At 70.1% G+C, this 13,247-nt stretch carries 13 protein-coding genes; 5 read left to right on the top strand and 8 right to left on the bottom strand.

Annotation, left to right across the window (positions count from 1 at the left end; all coding sequences use genetic code 11):
* The first annotated feature begins 19 nt into the window (after positions 1 to 19).
* The gene (locus IPM43_04500) at positions 20 to 1,345 is read left to right on the top strand and encodes a DUF222 domain-containing protein (protein ID QQS25638.1); all 1,326 of its coding nucleotides are present in this window, start codon (positions 20 to 22) and stop codon (positions 1,343 to 1,345) included.
* Here the strand turns inward: IPM43_04500 and IPM43_04495 are convergent.
* From IPM43_04495 to IPM43_04480, 4 genes are all read right to left on the bottom strand, one after another.
* Entirely contained in the window at positions 1,342 to 2,007 is a 666-nt protein-coding gene (locus tag IPM43_04495) for a DUF2889 domain-containing protein (protein QQS25637.1), read from the bottom strand. The genes IPM43_04500 and IPM43_04495 overlap by 4 nt on opposite strands.
* A gap of 4 nt (positions 2,008 to 2,011) precedes the next feature.
* A complete protein-coding gene (locus IPM43_04490; protein ID QQS25636.1) occupies positions 2,012 to 3,067 on the bottom strand; it encodes an acyl-CoA/acyl-ACP dehydrogenase in 1,056 nt (351 codons plus the stop codon).
* Positions 3,067 to 4,242 (bottom strand): acyl-CoA dehydrogenase family protein, encoded by a 1,176-nt coding sequence (locus IPM43_04485; protein QQS25635.1) that lies wholly within the window; start codon positions 4,240 to 4,242, stop codon positions 3,067 to 3,069. The genes IPM43_04490 and IPM43_04485 overlap by 1 nt, the downstream gene beginning before the upstream one ends.
* A gap of 93 nt (positions 4,243 to 4,335) precedes the next feature.
* Complete coding sequence (locus IPM43_04480; GenBank protein QQS25634.1) at positions 4,336 to 4,791, bottom strand: GNAT family N-acetyltransferase; 456 nt, start codon at positions 4,789 to 4,791, stop codon at positions 4,336 to 4,338.
* A gap of 98 nt (positions 4,792 to 4,889) precedes the next feature.
* Here IPM43_04480 and IPM43_04475 point away from each other — a divergent pair, with 98 nt between their 5' ends.
* Genes IPM43_04475 through IPM43_04460 form a run of 4 tightly spaced genes read left to right on the top strand, consistent with a single transcriptional unit; the run spans position 4,890 to position 9,098 of the window.
* A complete protein-coding gene (locus IPM43_04475; protein ID QQS25633.1) occupies positions 4,890 to 6,329 on the top strand; it encodes an aspartate aminotransferase family protein in 1,440 nt (479 codons plus the stop codon).
* Positions 6,326 to 7,096 carry an SDR family oxidoreductase gene (locus IPM43_04470; GenBank protein QQS25632.1) on the top strand — a complete coding sequence of 257 codons (771 nt, stop codon included), beginning with the start codon at positions 6,326 to 6,328 and terminating at the stop codon, positions 7,094 to 7,096. The genes IPM43_04475 and IPM43_04470 overlap by 4 nt, the downstream gene beginning before the upstream one ends.
* Positions 7,093 to 8,139 (top strand): LLM class F420-dependent oxidoreductase, encoded by a 1,047-nt coding sequence (locus IPM43_04465; protein QQS25631.1) that lies wholly within the window; start codon positions 7,093 to 7,095, stop codon positions 8,137 to 8,139. Before IPM43_04470 ends, IPM43_04465 begins: the two co-directional genes overlap by 4 nt.
* A 32-nt stretch (positions 8,140 to 8,171) precedes the next feature.
* Positions 8,172 to 9,098 (top strand): cyclase family protein, encoded by a 927-nt coding sequence (locus IPM43_04460; GenBank protein ID QQS25630.1) that lies wholly within the window; start codon positions 8,172 to 8,174, stop codon positions 9,096 to 9,098.
* A gap of 6 nt (positions 9,099 to 9,104) precedes the next feature.
* Here IPM43_04460 and IPM43_04455 read toward each other — a convergent pair whose 3' ends face one another.
* The 4 genes from IPM43_04455 to IPM43_04440 are packed head-to-tail and all read right to left on the bottom strand — an operon-like array spanning position 9,105 to position 13,180.
* Entirely contained in the window at positions 9,105 to 9,488 is a 384-nt protein-coding gene (locus IPM43_04455) for a hypothetical protein (GenBank protein QQS25629.1), read from the bottom strand.
* Complete coding sequence (locus tag IPM43_04450) at positions 9,478 to 10,206, bottom strand: ABC transporter ATP-binding protein (protein ID QQS25628.1); 729 nt, start codon at positions 10,204 to 10,206, stop codon at positions 9,478 to 9,480. The genes IPM43_04455 and IPM43_04450 overlap by 11 nt, the downstream gene beginning before the upstream one ends.
* Complete coding sequence (locus IPM43_04445) at positions 10,203 to 10,910, bottom strand: ABC transporter ATP-binding protein (GenBank protein QQS25627.1); 708 nt, start codon at positions 10,908 to 10,910, stop codon at positions 10,203 to 10,205. The genes IPM43_04450 and IPM43_04445 overlap by 4 nt, the downstream gene beginning before the upstream one ends.
* Positions 10,910 to 13,180, bottom strand: coding sequence for an ABC transporter permease (locus tag IPM43_04440; protein ID QQS25626.1), 2,271 nt, complete (start codon positions 13,178 to 13,180; stop codon positions 10,910 to 10,912). The genes IPM43_04445 and IPM43_04440 overlap by 1 nt, the downstream gene beginning before the upstream one ends.
* Between the last annotated feature and the right edge of the window lie 67 nt (positions 13,181 to 13,247).

Below are 13,247 nucleotides of genomic sequence, written 5' to 3'. Positions count from 1 at the left end.
ACGTTCGTATACTGGTCTGATGGAACCCGCAGTTGGGGTTGTAGGGGTCGAGGATGAGGCGCTGGCGGCTTTGAACGCCGGTGTCGATGCCCTCTCTCGGCTCGATCTCGTCGGTCTGTCTGACGACAGATTGCACGCGTTGACGATCGCGGTGCAGCGCTGCACCGCCCGGTTGGGTGTGGCTCGCGCCGCTGTGATCCGCCGCTGGGACGTGCGGGGGGTGTGGGCCGGCGACGGGTCGCGCAGCCCCGCCCACCGCCTGGCCCGAGAGACGAACACCTCGACGCATTCGGCCAGGGTGGAGATCGCCCGGGCGCGTGACCTAGCGGTGATGACGAAGACCGCAGCGGCGATCGACGCTGGTCGGCTGTCGTTGGATCACGTGTACCTGTTCGCCAAGGCGCGCAAGGAACCCTGCCAAGCCGCGTTCGCCGACAGCGAGCAATGGCTCGTCGACCAATGCTCCAGGTTGCCGTTCCCCGACGCCGAACAGCTCGTCAAGTACTGGCGCCAACGCGCCGACGCCGCCGCAGCCGAGGAAGAAGCCGAACGCAACGAAAGCGCCAACACGTTGCACGCGTCCGCGACCTTGGACGGCACCGTGGTGATCAACGGCCAACTCGACGCGATATCGGGGGCGGTGTTCACCAACGAACTACAGCGTCTGGAACGCCAACTGCTGCTCGCCGACAAGGCTTCGTTGACCGTGCGCACCGCCTCGCAGCGGCGGGCGGCGGCGTTGGTGGAGATGGCCAAACGATCAGCCGCGTCCAAGACCGGCCGCCAACGACCACTGATCACCGTGCTCGTCGGCGACGAAACACTGCGCCACATGTGTGAGCTGTCCAACGGCACCGTGATCACCCCCGGCCAAGCAGCCGGACTGGTCAACGACGCACTAGTGGAATCGGTGATCTTCGACAACAAGACCACCGTCATCGCCGTCACCCACAAACGACGCTTCACCGGCGCCCTACGCCGCGCGATCGAAGTCCGTGACCGCCGCTGCCAACACAGCTCAGGCTGCTACCAGCCGGTCGAGCGTTGCGACGTCGACCACATCACCGCCTGGCGTGATGGCGGGCAGACCAGCCAGTTCAACGGGCGACTGCTGTGCGCCTTCCACAACCGCCACCCCGACGTCAGCGACCACCACCAGGTCAAACCCCAACCCGTGAGACCGATCGACGACCTCGACCGCCTCCGCGCCCTCATCCGCTGGCGCAACCAACAAGCACAAGCCGCCGAAGACGCGGCGGCCGCCGAAGAAGAAGCGAATGACGACGACGGAGACGACGACCCGAACGACGACGACCCGAACGACAAAGACGCAGACGGCAATTAGCCGTCGCGGCCGGCGAAGAACTCCCGGGGGTCGCGACCGAGCTCGATCAGGCGCCGGGTCACCTGCATCGGCGGCTCGGGCACCTCGCCGTTGCGCAGCGCAGCGACTCGCTCGCCGTGCTCGTCCCAAACGTGGCAGGTGTTCAGGTTGGAGTCGAAGGCTGCCTTGCGCTGCTGCGCGTTCATCGCCGGCCGCCCCGGCTCACCATCGGCGCGGGCGTGGGCGACGCGCATGCTCCACGTGCACTGGACGGCCACCGGCGCCATGGCCTGCAACAGCGCGGTGGTGTGGGTGCACCCGCGCGGGCCGCCGAACAGCTCACGCACCTTGTGGGTGAACCCGCGGGCGATGGACAAGCCGACGAGCTTGCCGTAGTGCTCGGTGATGGTCGGGCAATAGGTGTGCGGGTGGGTCTCGAACAGCACGTGCGCGGCTGTGATCTCGAGTGCGGGGAAGCTGACCGTGAGCTCGACGACCATGTGGTGGATGGTGATCGGGTCTGGGTCGCCCTCCACGTAGAGCCCCGGTGGCTTCTGGTCACGCACCCCGCCACGCAGCAGCATCGAGCTGTCGTCGATCTTCCACGCCCGCACCACGTAGTCGCGCTGGTGGATCTCCTGCAGGTCGGGATCGGGCGGCAGGATGTCGGTGCTCTCCCTCATGGCGCTAGACCGGCGTGTCGGCGAGCAGCTTGCCGAGACGGGAGAGGCTCGGTTGGGCCGAGCCGAGCTGCAGTTCGAGCTGTTTCAGCATCAGGAAGTACCTGTGCAGCGGGTAGTCGCGGTCGACGCCGACTCCGCCGTGCACGTGGTGCGCAGCCTGGGCGACGCGCCACCCGCCCTCGGCGGCCCAGAACTTGGCCGAGAGCAGGTGCTCCTCTACGGGCATGCCGTTGGCGAGTCGCCACGCCGCCTGCCACGCGGTGAGCCGTACCGCCTCGGTGTCGATGTACGCGTCGCCGGCGCGCTGGCTGACGGCCTGGAACGAGGCGATCGGCTTGTCGAACTGGCGCCGAGACACGGTGTACTCCGCAGTGAGCGCGAGGGCCGCCGCACACGCGCCGGCACTCATCACGCACGCGGCGGCGGTGCCGCGGTGCAACAGCGCAGTGACCTCGTCGGGGCCGCCGAGGCGCTCGGCCGGGGTGCGGTCGAGAACGAGCATCGCGTCGGGCACGCCGGTGGTGGTGTCCTGGCGCGTGATCTCGAGCCCGCTCGCGTCACGCTCGACCACGTAGAGGCCGTCGGTCGCGGATACGACGAACCGGCTGGCGACGAGCCCATGGGGAACGCACACCTTGGTGCCGGTGAGGGTTCCGTCGTCGGCCGCGGTGGCCGGCGCCGAGGGGTCGCCGACGGGTTCGTGCAGCGCGGCGGTGACGACCACCTCGCCGCTCGCCACTCCGTCGAGCAGATCGGGCCGCCCGCCGAGCGCGGGTCCGGCAAGTGCCGTCACGGCGAACGCGGGCACCGGGGCAGCCGCCCGCGCGACCTCCTCGAGCACGATCGCTGTCTCCAAGAAGCCGTATCCACCTCCGCCGGCTGCCTCTGGCAGAGCGATGCCCACGATCCCCGCCGCACCGAGCGCGGACCAGAGCTGGAGGTCGGTGCCGGACTCGGTCTGAGCGACGTCGCGCAGGTGGTCGGGCGTGCAGGTGTCGTCGAGGATGCGCCGGGTCAGAGCGCGCAGCTCGTCCTGGTCGGGCGTGAACGAGAAGTCCATCAGCGCGCCGCCCGGGGGAAGCCGAGGGAGAACATGGTGATCAGGTCGCGCTGCATCTCGTTCGTGCCGCCTCCGAAGGTCAAGATCAACATCCCCCTGGAGAGCGATTCCAGCCGGGATTGCACTACTGCTCCGGGTGTACCCGCCTTCAGGTAGCCCGGCGGGCCGAACACCTCGAACAGCAGCCGGAACGCCTCGAGGTTCAGCTCGGTGCCGTACACCTTGATCGCCGAGCAGTGCCCGATGTCGAGCTTGCCCTGCGTGGCCTCCCACGCGACCTGCCAGTTCATCAGCCGCAGCACGTCGAGCTTGGCGTGGACCCGCGCCAGGTTGAGCTGCACCCACTCCTGGTCGATCACGCGCCGGCCGTCGGGTAGCAGCGTCTGCTGCGCCCAGGCCCGAGTGTCGGTGAGCGCGCGTTCGACGACACCGGTGGAGCAGAGCGTCACGCGCTCGTGGTTGAGCTGGTTCGTGATCAGCGTCCACCCCTGGTTCTCGCCGCCGACACAGCTCGATACCGGGACGCGCACGTCGTCGAAGTAGACGGCATTGATGTCGTGCTCGCTCATCAGGCGCAGCGGCTGCAGCGAGATGCCGGGAGTATCCATCGGCACGGCGAGGATGCTGATTCCCTTGTGCTTCTTCACGTCGGGATCGGTGCGCACGGCGAGCCAGCAGTAGTCCGCACCGCTGGACAGCGAGGTCCACATCTTCTGCCCGTTGATCACGTACTCGTCGCCGTCACGCACCGCTCGGGTGGTCAGCGAGGCGAGGTCGGTGCCCGCGCCGGGCTCCGAGTACCCGATGCAGAAGTGCAGGTCGCCGGAGAGGATCCGGGGGAGGAAGAACTCCTTCTGCTCTTCGGAGCCGAAGGCCATGATCGTCGGCCCGACGGAGTTGATCGTCAGCATCGGCACCGGCGCGCCCGAGCGCATCGACTCGTCGAAGAAGATGAACTGCTCGATCGCCGACCGGCCCTGGCCGCCGTACTCCTTCGGCCAGCCGATGCCCGCCCAGCCGTCCGCGCACATCTGCTTCCACACCCGGCGGTTGGCGTCGCCGACGCCGTGACCGTCGGCCATCTCGGCCACGGTGTCGGGGTCGAGCAGGCGCTCGTAGTACGCCCGCAGCTCGGAGCGCATCGCCTCCTGCTCGGGCGTGTACGCGATCTCCATCCAGCTTCTCCCCCCGTGTGGGCCAGGCGCGTCAAGGCTTCTGAGGTTCTATCAGTTCCCGGTGCCGCATCTCCGAGGCGAGCCGGGCGAGGCTCAAAGCACCAGCCGGGCGACGACCTCGCCGTCGTCGATCTCGCCGTTCGGGACGAAACCGAGGCCGAGGTAGAAGCCCACCGGCCCCGCGTCTCCCGGGACCCATGACGTGTACAGCTCCTCGGCCCCTCGGCTGCGCAGCTCTTCGACGGCGAGGCCGAGTGCTGCCCTCCCGTAGCCGTGGCCCTGGTGCGCGGCACCGATCATCAGCCGCCACAGCCAGAAGGGGCGCCCGTCCTCGTCGTCGGGGTCGATCTCGAGCATGAGGAACCCGACGACGGTTCCGTCGGCGACGATTGCCCGCGGCCAGGCGATGTCGTGCTCGGCGAGTGCCTGGGCGAGCGACCAAGCGTTCGCGGCGACGAACCCCTCCTGGTGAGGGGCGACGCTCAGATGGAACACGGCGCCGACGTTGTCCTCGTCGATGGGGTGGAGCTCGACCGGCATGTACGCCATCTTGGCCTCCACCGCGCGCTTCAGCAGCTGGGTTTGCCTCGCCGCCCGGCGACGACCTCGCCGTCGTCGATCTGTTGCCGCCGGGCTACTGTCGCCGGGTGCACACCTGGGACGAGCGTGCCGAACTGCTCGCTCACTCGGTGCTCGGCTACGCCGTCGAGCGGCTGCGCCTGCCGAAGGACCCGCAGTGGGGGGCCCGCCCCGCGGCCGAGCTCAACCGCGTGCTCGACCAGATGGTGTCAGCCGAGGGCGTCGGCGGCCACGAGGCCCTGCGCGTCTTCCGTGACGTGCTGCTGCCGGCGTGCCGGCCGATGGACGACCCGCGCAACCTGGCGTACGTCCCGACGGCGCCGTCGATCGCCGCGAACCTGTTCGACCTCGTGGTCAGCGCTTCGTCGATCTTCGGTGGCTACTGGGAGGGCGGAGCGGGGGCGATCGCGGCCGAGAACCAGGCGTTGCGCTGGCTCGCCGACCTCGCCGGCTTCCCGGCGGGCGCGGGCGGCTGCTTCGTGTCGGGCGGGTCGGCGGCGAACCTGTCGGCGCTCGTCACGGCGCGCCACCGGGCGCGTGGGGGAATGGACCGCCAGGACGAGCCGCGGTGGCGCATCGCGGCGACGGCCGAGACCCACTCATCGGTCCACGCCGCCGCGAGGGTGATGGACGTCGACGTGCTCGGGGTGCGCCAGGACGATCGGGGGCGCCTCACCGGAGACGCCCTGGCGAGCGCCCTCGACGCCGATGCCGACCACGGCTCGGGCGTGTTCGCGGTGGTGGCCAACGCGGGCACGACGAACGCGGGTGCGGTCGACGACCTGGCCGGCATCGCCGCCGTGTGTGCCGAGCGGAACCTGTGGCTGCACGTCGACGCCGCATACGGCGGAGCAGGCCTCTGTGCGCCGACGGCTCGCGCCGAGTTCGCCGGCATCGAGCGCGCCGACAGCTTCGGTCTCGACCCCCACAAGTGGCTGTTCGCTCCGTACGACTGTGCCGCGCTCGTCTACCGCGAGCCGTCGTTGGCCGCCGACACGCACGCGCAGCACGCCACCTACCTGGAGCAGATCGACCGCGACGAGTGGAACCCGGCCGACTACGCGTTCCACCTCTCCCGGCGCGCTCGCGGCTTGCCGCTGTGGTTCTCGCTCGTCGCGCACGGCACCGACGCTTACACCGAGGCGGTCGAGACGACGCTCGCCGCCGCGCGCTGGCTGGCGGCCGAGGTCGACTCGCGGCCCGGGTTCGAGTTGTTGCTCGAGCCCCAGCTGAGCGTGGTGCTCTTCCGGCGCGTCGGTTGGGACGCGCCGCACTATGCGGCGTGGACGGTCTCGCGGGCGAAGGCCGGCTCGGTGTTCGTGGTGCCCACGCGCTGGCGGGGCGAGACGTGCTACCGGGTGTGCGTGGTCAACCCCCGCACGACGATCGAGCACCTGCGTGAGCTGCTCGACGACATGGAGAGCGACGACGCCCTGCTCGCCGACATCGCGCTCGACCAGGTGGTGTTCGACGACGTGGTGTTCGCCGGACTGGGTGGTCCGGAGTGAGCTTCGACCATCGCGACCAGGTGGTCTTCGTCACCGGTGCCGGTGGCGGCATCGGCCGCGCGGTGTGCACCCGGCTCGCCGGCGAAGGGGCGGCGGTGGTGGCCACCGACGTCGCGCTCGACGCCGCCGCGGAGACGGTCGAGCTCGTCGAGGCCGCCGGAGGGCGAGCCGTCGCGCAGCGGGTGGACGTGAGGCGCCGCGACGAGATCGCCGCCGCCCGTGACGCCGGTGTGGAGCGCTTCGGACGGATCACCCAGCTCGTCAACTCGGCCGGCCTGGTCACGATGGAGACCCTCGACGAGCTCGGCGAGGACCACTGGGACCTCGTCGTCGACGTGAACCTGAAGGGGACCTGGCTCGTCACGCAGGAGGTCGCGAAGGCCATCGCCGCTGCCGGCGGTGGCGCGATCGTGAACCTGTCGACGGTCGAGGCCGAGGTGGTGGTGTCGAGCCGCGGCACTGCGCAGGTGCACTACAACGCGTCGAAGGGCGGGGTGAAGATGCTCACCAAGGCGCTTGCGGTAGAGCTCGCCGGCCGCTCGATCCGCGTGAACGCCGTCGCGCCCGGCCCGATCGCCACGGAGTTCGTGTCGCTCGCCGGCGTGACGAGCGCCGAGGCGTGGGAGTTCATGTCGCCGCGGCTGCTCGTCCAGCGGATCGGCCAACCCGACGACGTCGCCGCGGCGGTGTCGTTCCTGCTGTCCGGTGACGCGAGCTGGATCACCGGTGCCCACTTACCCGTCGACGGAGGATGGCTGACGCGATGACGACTGGCAACGACCTGAAGCTCGGCTGGCACATCGGCTATTGGGGCCGAGACATGCCCCCGGCCGTCCCCGAGACGCTGCAGATGATCGAGGCGCTCGGCTTCGACTCGGTGTGGACCGCCGAGTCGTGGGGCAGCGATGCGATCTCGCCTCTCGCCTGGTGGGGGTCGGGGACGACCCGGCTGCGGCTGGGCACGAACCTGGTGCAGATCTCGGCGCGCACCCCGGCGGCCACCGCGATGGCGGCGGTCACGATGGACCATCTGAGCGGAGGGCGGTTCTGCCTCGGCCTCGGCGTCAGCGGGCCGCAAGTGGTCGAGGGCTGGTACGGCCAGCGCTTCACGCGCCCGCTCGCTCGTACTCGGGAGTACGTCGAGATCGTCCGCAAGGTGCTCGCCCGTACCGAGCGGCTGACCAACGACGGCCCGGAATACCCGATCCCTGCTCGCGACGGGGTGGGTCTCGGCAAGGCGCTCAACGTGATGACCCATCCGCTGCGCGCCGACCTGCCGATCTTCCTCGGCGCGGAGGGCCCGAAGAACGTCGCGCTCGCGGCGGAGATCGCCGACGGCTGGTTCCCGCTCTTCTACGCGCCCCGTCACGAGGAGCTGTACGCCCCGCATCTCGAAGAGGGCTTCGCCCGTCCCGGCGCCCGCCGCCGGCCCGACGAGTTCGAGGTGCTGGCCACGGTCACCGTCGCGATCGACGACGACGAGCCCGCCGCCTACGACCGGCTGCGCCCTTACATCGCCCTCTACGTCGGCGGGATGGGCGCGCAGGAGATGAACTTCCACGCCGACGTCTTCCGCCGGCTCGGCTACGAGGCCGAGGTCGACCGCATCCAGCAGCTGTTCCTCTCCGGCCACCAAGACGACGCCATCGCGGCGGTGCCCGACCGCATGGTCGAGGAGATCTGCCTCGTCGGGTCACGGGCCCGCGTGCGCGACCTGCTCGCCGCTTGGCGGGAGAGCCGGGTGACGACGATGCTCGTCGGCGGCCCGCCGGAGACGCTGCGGACCGTAGCCGAGCTCGTGCTCGGCTGACCGTCTGTCATCGACCGAAGGAGGAAGACGCGGTGCCGCTGACCGCCGATCTGCAACAGCTCGCCGCTCGTGTGTCCAACTGGGGACGCTGGGGCGACGACGACCGACGCGGCACGCTGAACCTGGTCGACGAGGCCGCCGTCGCCCGCGGGCTCGCCGCCGCACGGCAGGGCCGGACGTTCTCGCTGGCGATGCCTTTCGACGCCGATGGGCCCCAGCTCGGCTTCATCGAGGGCCGGGTGAACCCCGAGCTCACGATGGTCGCCGTGAACCACTCGCTCACCGGAGACCCTGGCGACTTCACCACCAGCGACGACGCGGTGACGATGGGCCTGCAGTGCGCCACGCACTGGGACTCCCTCGCGCACGTCGGCTACGACGGCCTGCTCTACAACGGCGTCCCGATGTCGGACACCGACGCCACCGGTTCGGCGCAGCTCGGCATCGAGCGCTTCGGTCCGGTCGTCACCCGCGGTGTACTGCTCGACGTCGCGAGGCTGCACGGCGTCGACCACTTCGACGACGGGTACCCGATCAGCGGCGACGACCTCGAGCGGGCCAGCGCCGCGGCGGGAGTCGTCGTGCTTCCCGGCGACGTCGTCTGTGTGCGTACCGGGCATCAGCACTGGTTGCGCTCCGGCGACAAGCTCCACTATTCGATGCCGAGCCCGGGGCTGTCGACGAAGAGCATCGAGTGGGTGCGTGACCACGACGTCGCCGCGGTGGCCACCGACACGCTCGTGTTCGAGTGCTACCCGCCCGAGGACCCCGCGGTGATGTTGCCGGTGCACATGATCCACATCCGCGACATCGGGCTGGTGCAGGGCCAGAACTGGGTGCTCGACACCTTGGGCGCCGACTGCGCGGCCGACGGCCAGTACGACTTCTTGCTCGTCGCCACCCCGCTGCCGTTCACGAAGGCGGTCGGCGGGCCTGTGGCCCCGACGGCGGTGAAGTGACCGGGTTCAGGTGCCGTCGCGGGTGGGGCCGAGACGCGACTCGATGCGTTCCAACACGTCGACCATCCGGTCGGTCTCGCCGCGCTGCTCGTGCACCAGGCGCACCAGCCAGAAGCGCATGAACCGGCCGAACGAGTAGCGCACGAACAGCGCCGCGCTGGCCGCGGTGATCGTCAGCCCGAGCAGCGAGCCAGTGGCGAGGAACGCCCACTGGTCGGCGGGGTCGGCCGTGCCGCTCGCCTGCATGCCGCCGTAGACGGCAAGCCCGACGCCGATGATCAGCCCGACACAGCCGAACACGAACATCCAGCGCTCGCGGTCTGCTCCGGCACCGCGCAGCTTCAGCTCGTCGATCTCGGTGTAGAACTGCTCGACGCGTTCATCGTTCATGACGATCCCCCAGGTAGGCGTTGGCGAGTGCATCCTCGCTGATCTCGGAGGTGGGTCCGGCGCGCCGCACCACACCATGGGCCAAGAGCACCGCCTGGTCCGCCACCCCGAGGACGGTGCGGGCGAACTGCTCGACGACGAGCACGCTCACGCCCTCGGCGGCGATCCCGGCGACTTGCTCGTAGAGCTGGCCGACGATCTTCGGCGCCAGCCCCATGGACATCTCGTCGAGCAGCAGCATGACCGGCTCGGTGGCCAGGGCCCGAGCCAGCGTCAGCATCTGCTGCTCACCACCTGACATCGTGCCCGCAAGCTGAGTGCGGCGCTCGGCGAGGCGGGGGAAGCGCTGGTATGTGCGCTCCTCGATATCGGCCAGCTTGGTGCCACCGAACGTGGCCATCAGCAGGTTCTCGCGCACCGTCAGGTTGGGGAAGACCCCCCGGCCCTCGGGGATCGTGCACACCCCGGCGCGAGCGAGCGAGCCCGCCGACACACCGGTGACGTCACGTCCACCGATTCGTACCTGGCCGCTCTCCGGGCGCAACACCCCGGCGGCCACCTTCAACGTGGTGGTCTTGCCGGCGCCGTTCGGGCCGAGCAGGGCCACCACCGACCCGCGGGGCACCACGACGTCGACGCCGTGGAGCACGGAGATCGATCCGTAGCCGGCGCGGATGTCGCGCAGTTCGAGGATCGGCGTTTCGTGCGGCGTGGTCATCCGACCCCCAGGTAGGCCTCGATGACCGCGGGATGGTCCTGCACCTCTGCGGGCGTACCGCGCGCGATCACGCGGCCGAGGTCGAGCACGTACACCACGTCGCACACGTCCATCACCAGGCTCATGTCGTGCTCGACGAGCACCACCGCGAGCCCGCTGGCGGCCAGCTCGCGCAGCAACCCGCCGAGCTCCACCGTCTCCTGCTCGTCGAGACCGGAGGCCGGCTCGTCGAGCAGCAGCACCTTGGGGCCGATGGCGAGCGCTCGCGCCACCTCCACCAGGCGCGCCGACCCGGTGGGCAGATCGCCCGCCTCGGTGTCCGCCAGGGCCGTGATGCCGATCCGCTCCAGCAAGTCGGTGGCCATGCGTCCGGCGTGCGGTTGCCCCGCGATCTCCGCCGCGACGAGCACGTTGTCGTAGACCGTCAGTGAGCTGAACAGCTCCAGGCGCTGGAAGGTGCGCGCCATGCCGAGCTTCGCGCGGCGGTGCGGCCCCGACCGGGCGAGGTCCACGCCGTCGAGGATCACCGCACCGGCCGTCGGGTCCTGGATGCCGGAAACGACGTTGAACAGCGTCGTCTTGCCGGCACCGTTCGGGCCGATGAGTCCGGTCACCCGGCCCGCCTCGGCGTCGAGGTCGACGCCGGCCACGGCCATCACGCCGCCGAAGCGCACCATCACCCCGCGGATCTCGAGCAGCGCCATCAGAGCACCACCCCGACGTTGCGCTCGGCGCGTTCGATCTCGACGGCGGTGAACCGGCGTTGCAGCCCGACGACATCGGGGGACTCCTGTGCGGCACGTGGGGTGCGGTCGGCAAGACGCTGGGCGATCGGGCCGACCAGAGCGACGAGGCCGATCAGCACGAGCACCCGCCAGCCGCTGGATTCGAGCGCAGTGCCCCAGTCGACGAACGTCGCGACCCCCCAGCCGAGCGCCAGCCAGACCGAGGCGATCAGCGTGTTGCGATCGAAGGCGGCGGCGAGGTTGGGGAGGTTCGGCACGACGCCGAGCACCCAGACGACGATCGAGAAGACGAACGACCAGTGCGAGATGACATCGAGCGCGCTCAGCGCCCAGATGCCGATCCCGCCGGCCACGGACACCGCGATCAGGCCCCAGCGCCCCAACATCGGGCCGTACGACTCGCCGATCTGGGCGCTCGCTCCGGCCGGGTTGCGTCCGAGGGTGATGCCGATCGTGCCCGGCAGGACCTTCGCGACGTTCTCCATCGTCGGCAGGATCGCGGCCAGCGCGACGTTGCCGCCGAGCAGCATGCCGCCGAGCATCGCGCCCCCCACCGAGCCGACACCGCCGACGACGGTCAGCAGCACCACCGGCAGGCTCGGCAGCAGGTCGTACTGCTGTGGGCTGACCTTGTCGCCGGCGAGGGCGCCGGCACAGGCCGCGATGCCAGCCGACACCGCGAACGCGATCACCTTGGTGACCGTCAGGTTCATCCCGAGCGTGGCACCGGCCGCGGGCGAGTCCTTCAGCGCCACCAGCCGGCGCCCGAGCGGGCTTCGCCGCAACGCGACGACGAGCAGGGCGAGCGCCGAGAACGCCACCGACAGCAGGATCAGCCGATCACGTGGCGACTCCAACGAGACGAACGGCACGTCGAGGATCGGGACGTCGATGTTGCCCGTCTGGAACGTCTGGCGCTGGTTGAACACCAGCTTGGAGACGAGCACCGCGAACGCGGCGGTGGCGAGCGCGAGGTAGACGCCCGACAGGCGCAGGGCAGGAAGGGCGACGACCGCACCGATGACGGCGACGATCGCCACTGCCCCGAGCAGGCTGAAGAAGTTGCCGTCACCGGGCAGCTTGGCCATCGCGATCGCCCCCAGGCCGGCAAAGGTCAGCGGGGCGAGCGAGACCTGCCCGGCGTAGCCGGTGAGCGGCACGAGCGAGAGCGCGGCGATGGCGAAGATGAAGCCGTTGACCAGCAACAAGGTGTTGGCCCGGGTGAGCATCCCCGAGATCGCCACCGTGAACGCGATCAGCAACGCGACGCCGAGCAGCGCCGTGCTCCATCGCGGCGCCTTGTTGCGCTCGCGGTAGCGAACGACCCCGGCCCGCAGCCGGGTGTGGGGCACCATCACCAGCGCGATGAACAGCACGATCGTGGGAATCGACGCGCGGAGCCCGGCGAGGCTGAAGCCGAACAGCTCGGCGGGCAACCACTCGCCGAAGTAGGCGAGGTAGTAGGCGTCGAGCAGGCCGAGCAGGATCGCGCCGAGGAACGTCATCGGGAGGTTGTGGAGCCTGCCGATGATGGCCGCCGCGTAGGCGTTGATCACGAGCAGGACGAGCGGCTCGATGTTGAGCTGCTGCTCCCCGGCGAGGAGGATCCCCGCGAGCGCGGCGAGGCTTGCGCCGAGGGCCCACGCGAGCATCGCCACCCTGTCGGGCCGCCCGCCGTTCAGCTCGGCCAGGGTGCGGTCGTCGACGACGGCGCGCATCGCGACGCCCGAGCGCGTGCGGTACATCAGCAGGCGCAGCAGCACCGCCACCAAGATGGCGCAGGCCATCGTGATGACCTTGTGCCAGCTCACGTTGACGCCGCCGATCGAGATCCCTTCACCTTCGAAGAAGCGGCGGAACCCCTCGCGGCTGGAGCTGGACGGCCACAGCCAGTTGGCGAGCCCGAGCATCGCCGCGAAGAGCGCGACGGTGACGGAGAGCCGCACGACTTCGGTCGTGCCCTGGAGCCCGCGCATCACGAAACGTTCGACGAAGGCACCGAACAGCGGCGCGAGCACCAGCAACACCATGGCGAGGGCGATCGGCGCCGGCCAGTCCCAGTCGAAGCGGAACTGCCAGTAGGCGAACGCGGCGAGCATGCCCGTCGCGCCGTGGGCGAGGTTGAAGATCCCCGACGTGGTGTAGGTGACCACGAGCCCGCTCGCGACGACGGCGTAGATGGCACCGGTGGACAAGCCGATGATCGTGAACGCGAGGAACTTGTCCACTCAGAGTCCTATCGGGAGCACGCCTCGCCGGCGGGCGGGTCTGGCGACCCGCCGCGCCGACAAGGCG

This window comes from Actinomycetota bacterium (assembly GCA_016700055.1).
Lineage (GTDB): Bacteria > Actinomycetota > Acidimicrobiia > Acidimicrobiales > Ilumatobacteraceae > Kalu-18.
This window is presented reverse-complemented; position numbering and strand designations above follow the sequence as displayed.

Coding starts and splice junctions, on each gene's coding strand:
- IPM43_04500 (QQS25638.1), top strand. CDS start 20: ATGGAACCCGCAGTTGGGGTTGTAGGGGTCGAGGATGAGGCGCTGGCG.
- IPM43_04495 (QQS25637.1), bottom strand. CDS start 2,007: ATGAGGGAGAGCACCGACATCCTGCCGCCCGATCCCGACCTGCAGGAG.
- IPM43_04490 (QQS25636.1), bottom strand. CDS start 3,067: ATGGACTTCTCGTTCACGCCCGACCAGGACGAGCTGCGCGCTCTGACC.
- IPM43_04485 (QQS25635.1), bottom strand. CDS start 4,242: ATGGAGATCGCGTACACGCCCGAGCAGGAGGCGATGCGCTCCGAGCTG.
- IPM43_04480 (QQS25634.1), bottom strand. CDS start 4,791: ATGGCGTACATGCCGGTCGAGCTCCACCCCATCGACGAGGACAACGTC.
- IPM43_04465 (QQS25631.1), top strand. CDS start 7,093: ATGACGACTGGCAACGACCTGAAGCTCGGCTGGCACATCGGCTATTGG.
- IPM43_04455 (QQS25629.1), bottom strand. CDS start 9,488: ATGAACGATGAACGCGTCGAGCAGTTCTACACCGAGATCGACGAGCTG.
- IPM43_04450 (QQS25628.1), bottom strand. CDS start 10,206: ATGACCACGCCGCACGAAACGCCGATCCTCGAACTGCGCGACATCCGC.
- IPM43_04445 (QQS25627.1), bottom strand. CDS start 10,910: ATGGCGCTGCTCGAGATCCGCGGGGTGATGGTGCGCTTCGGCGGCGTG.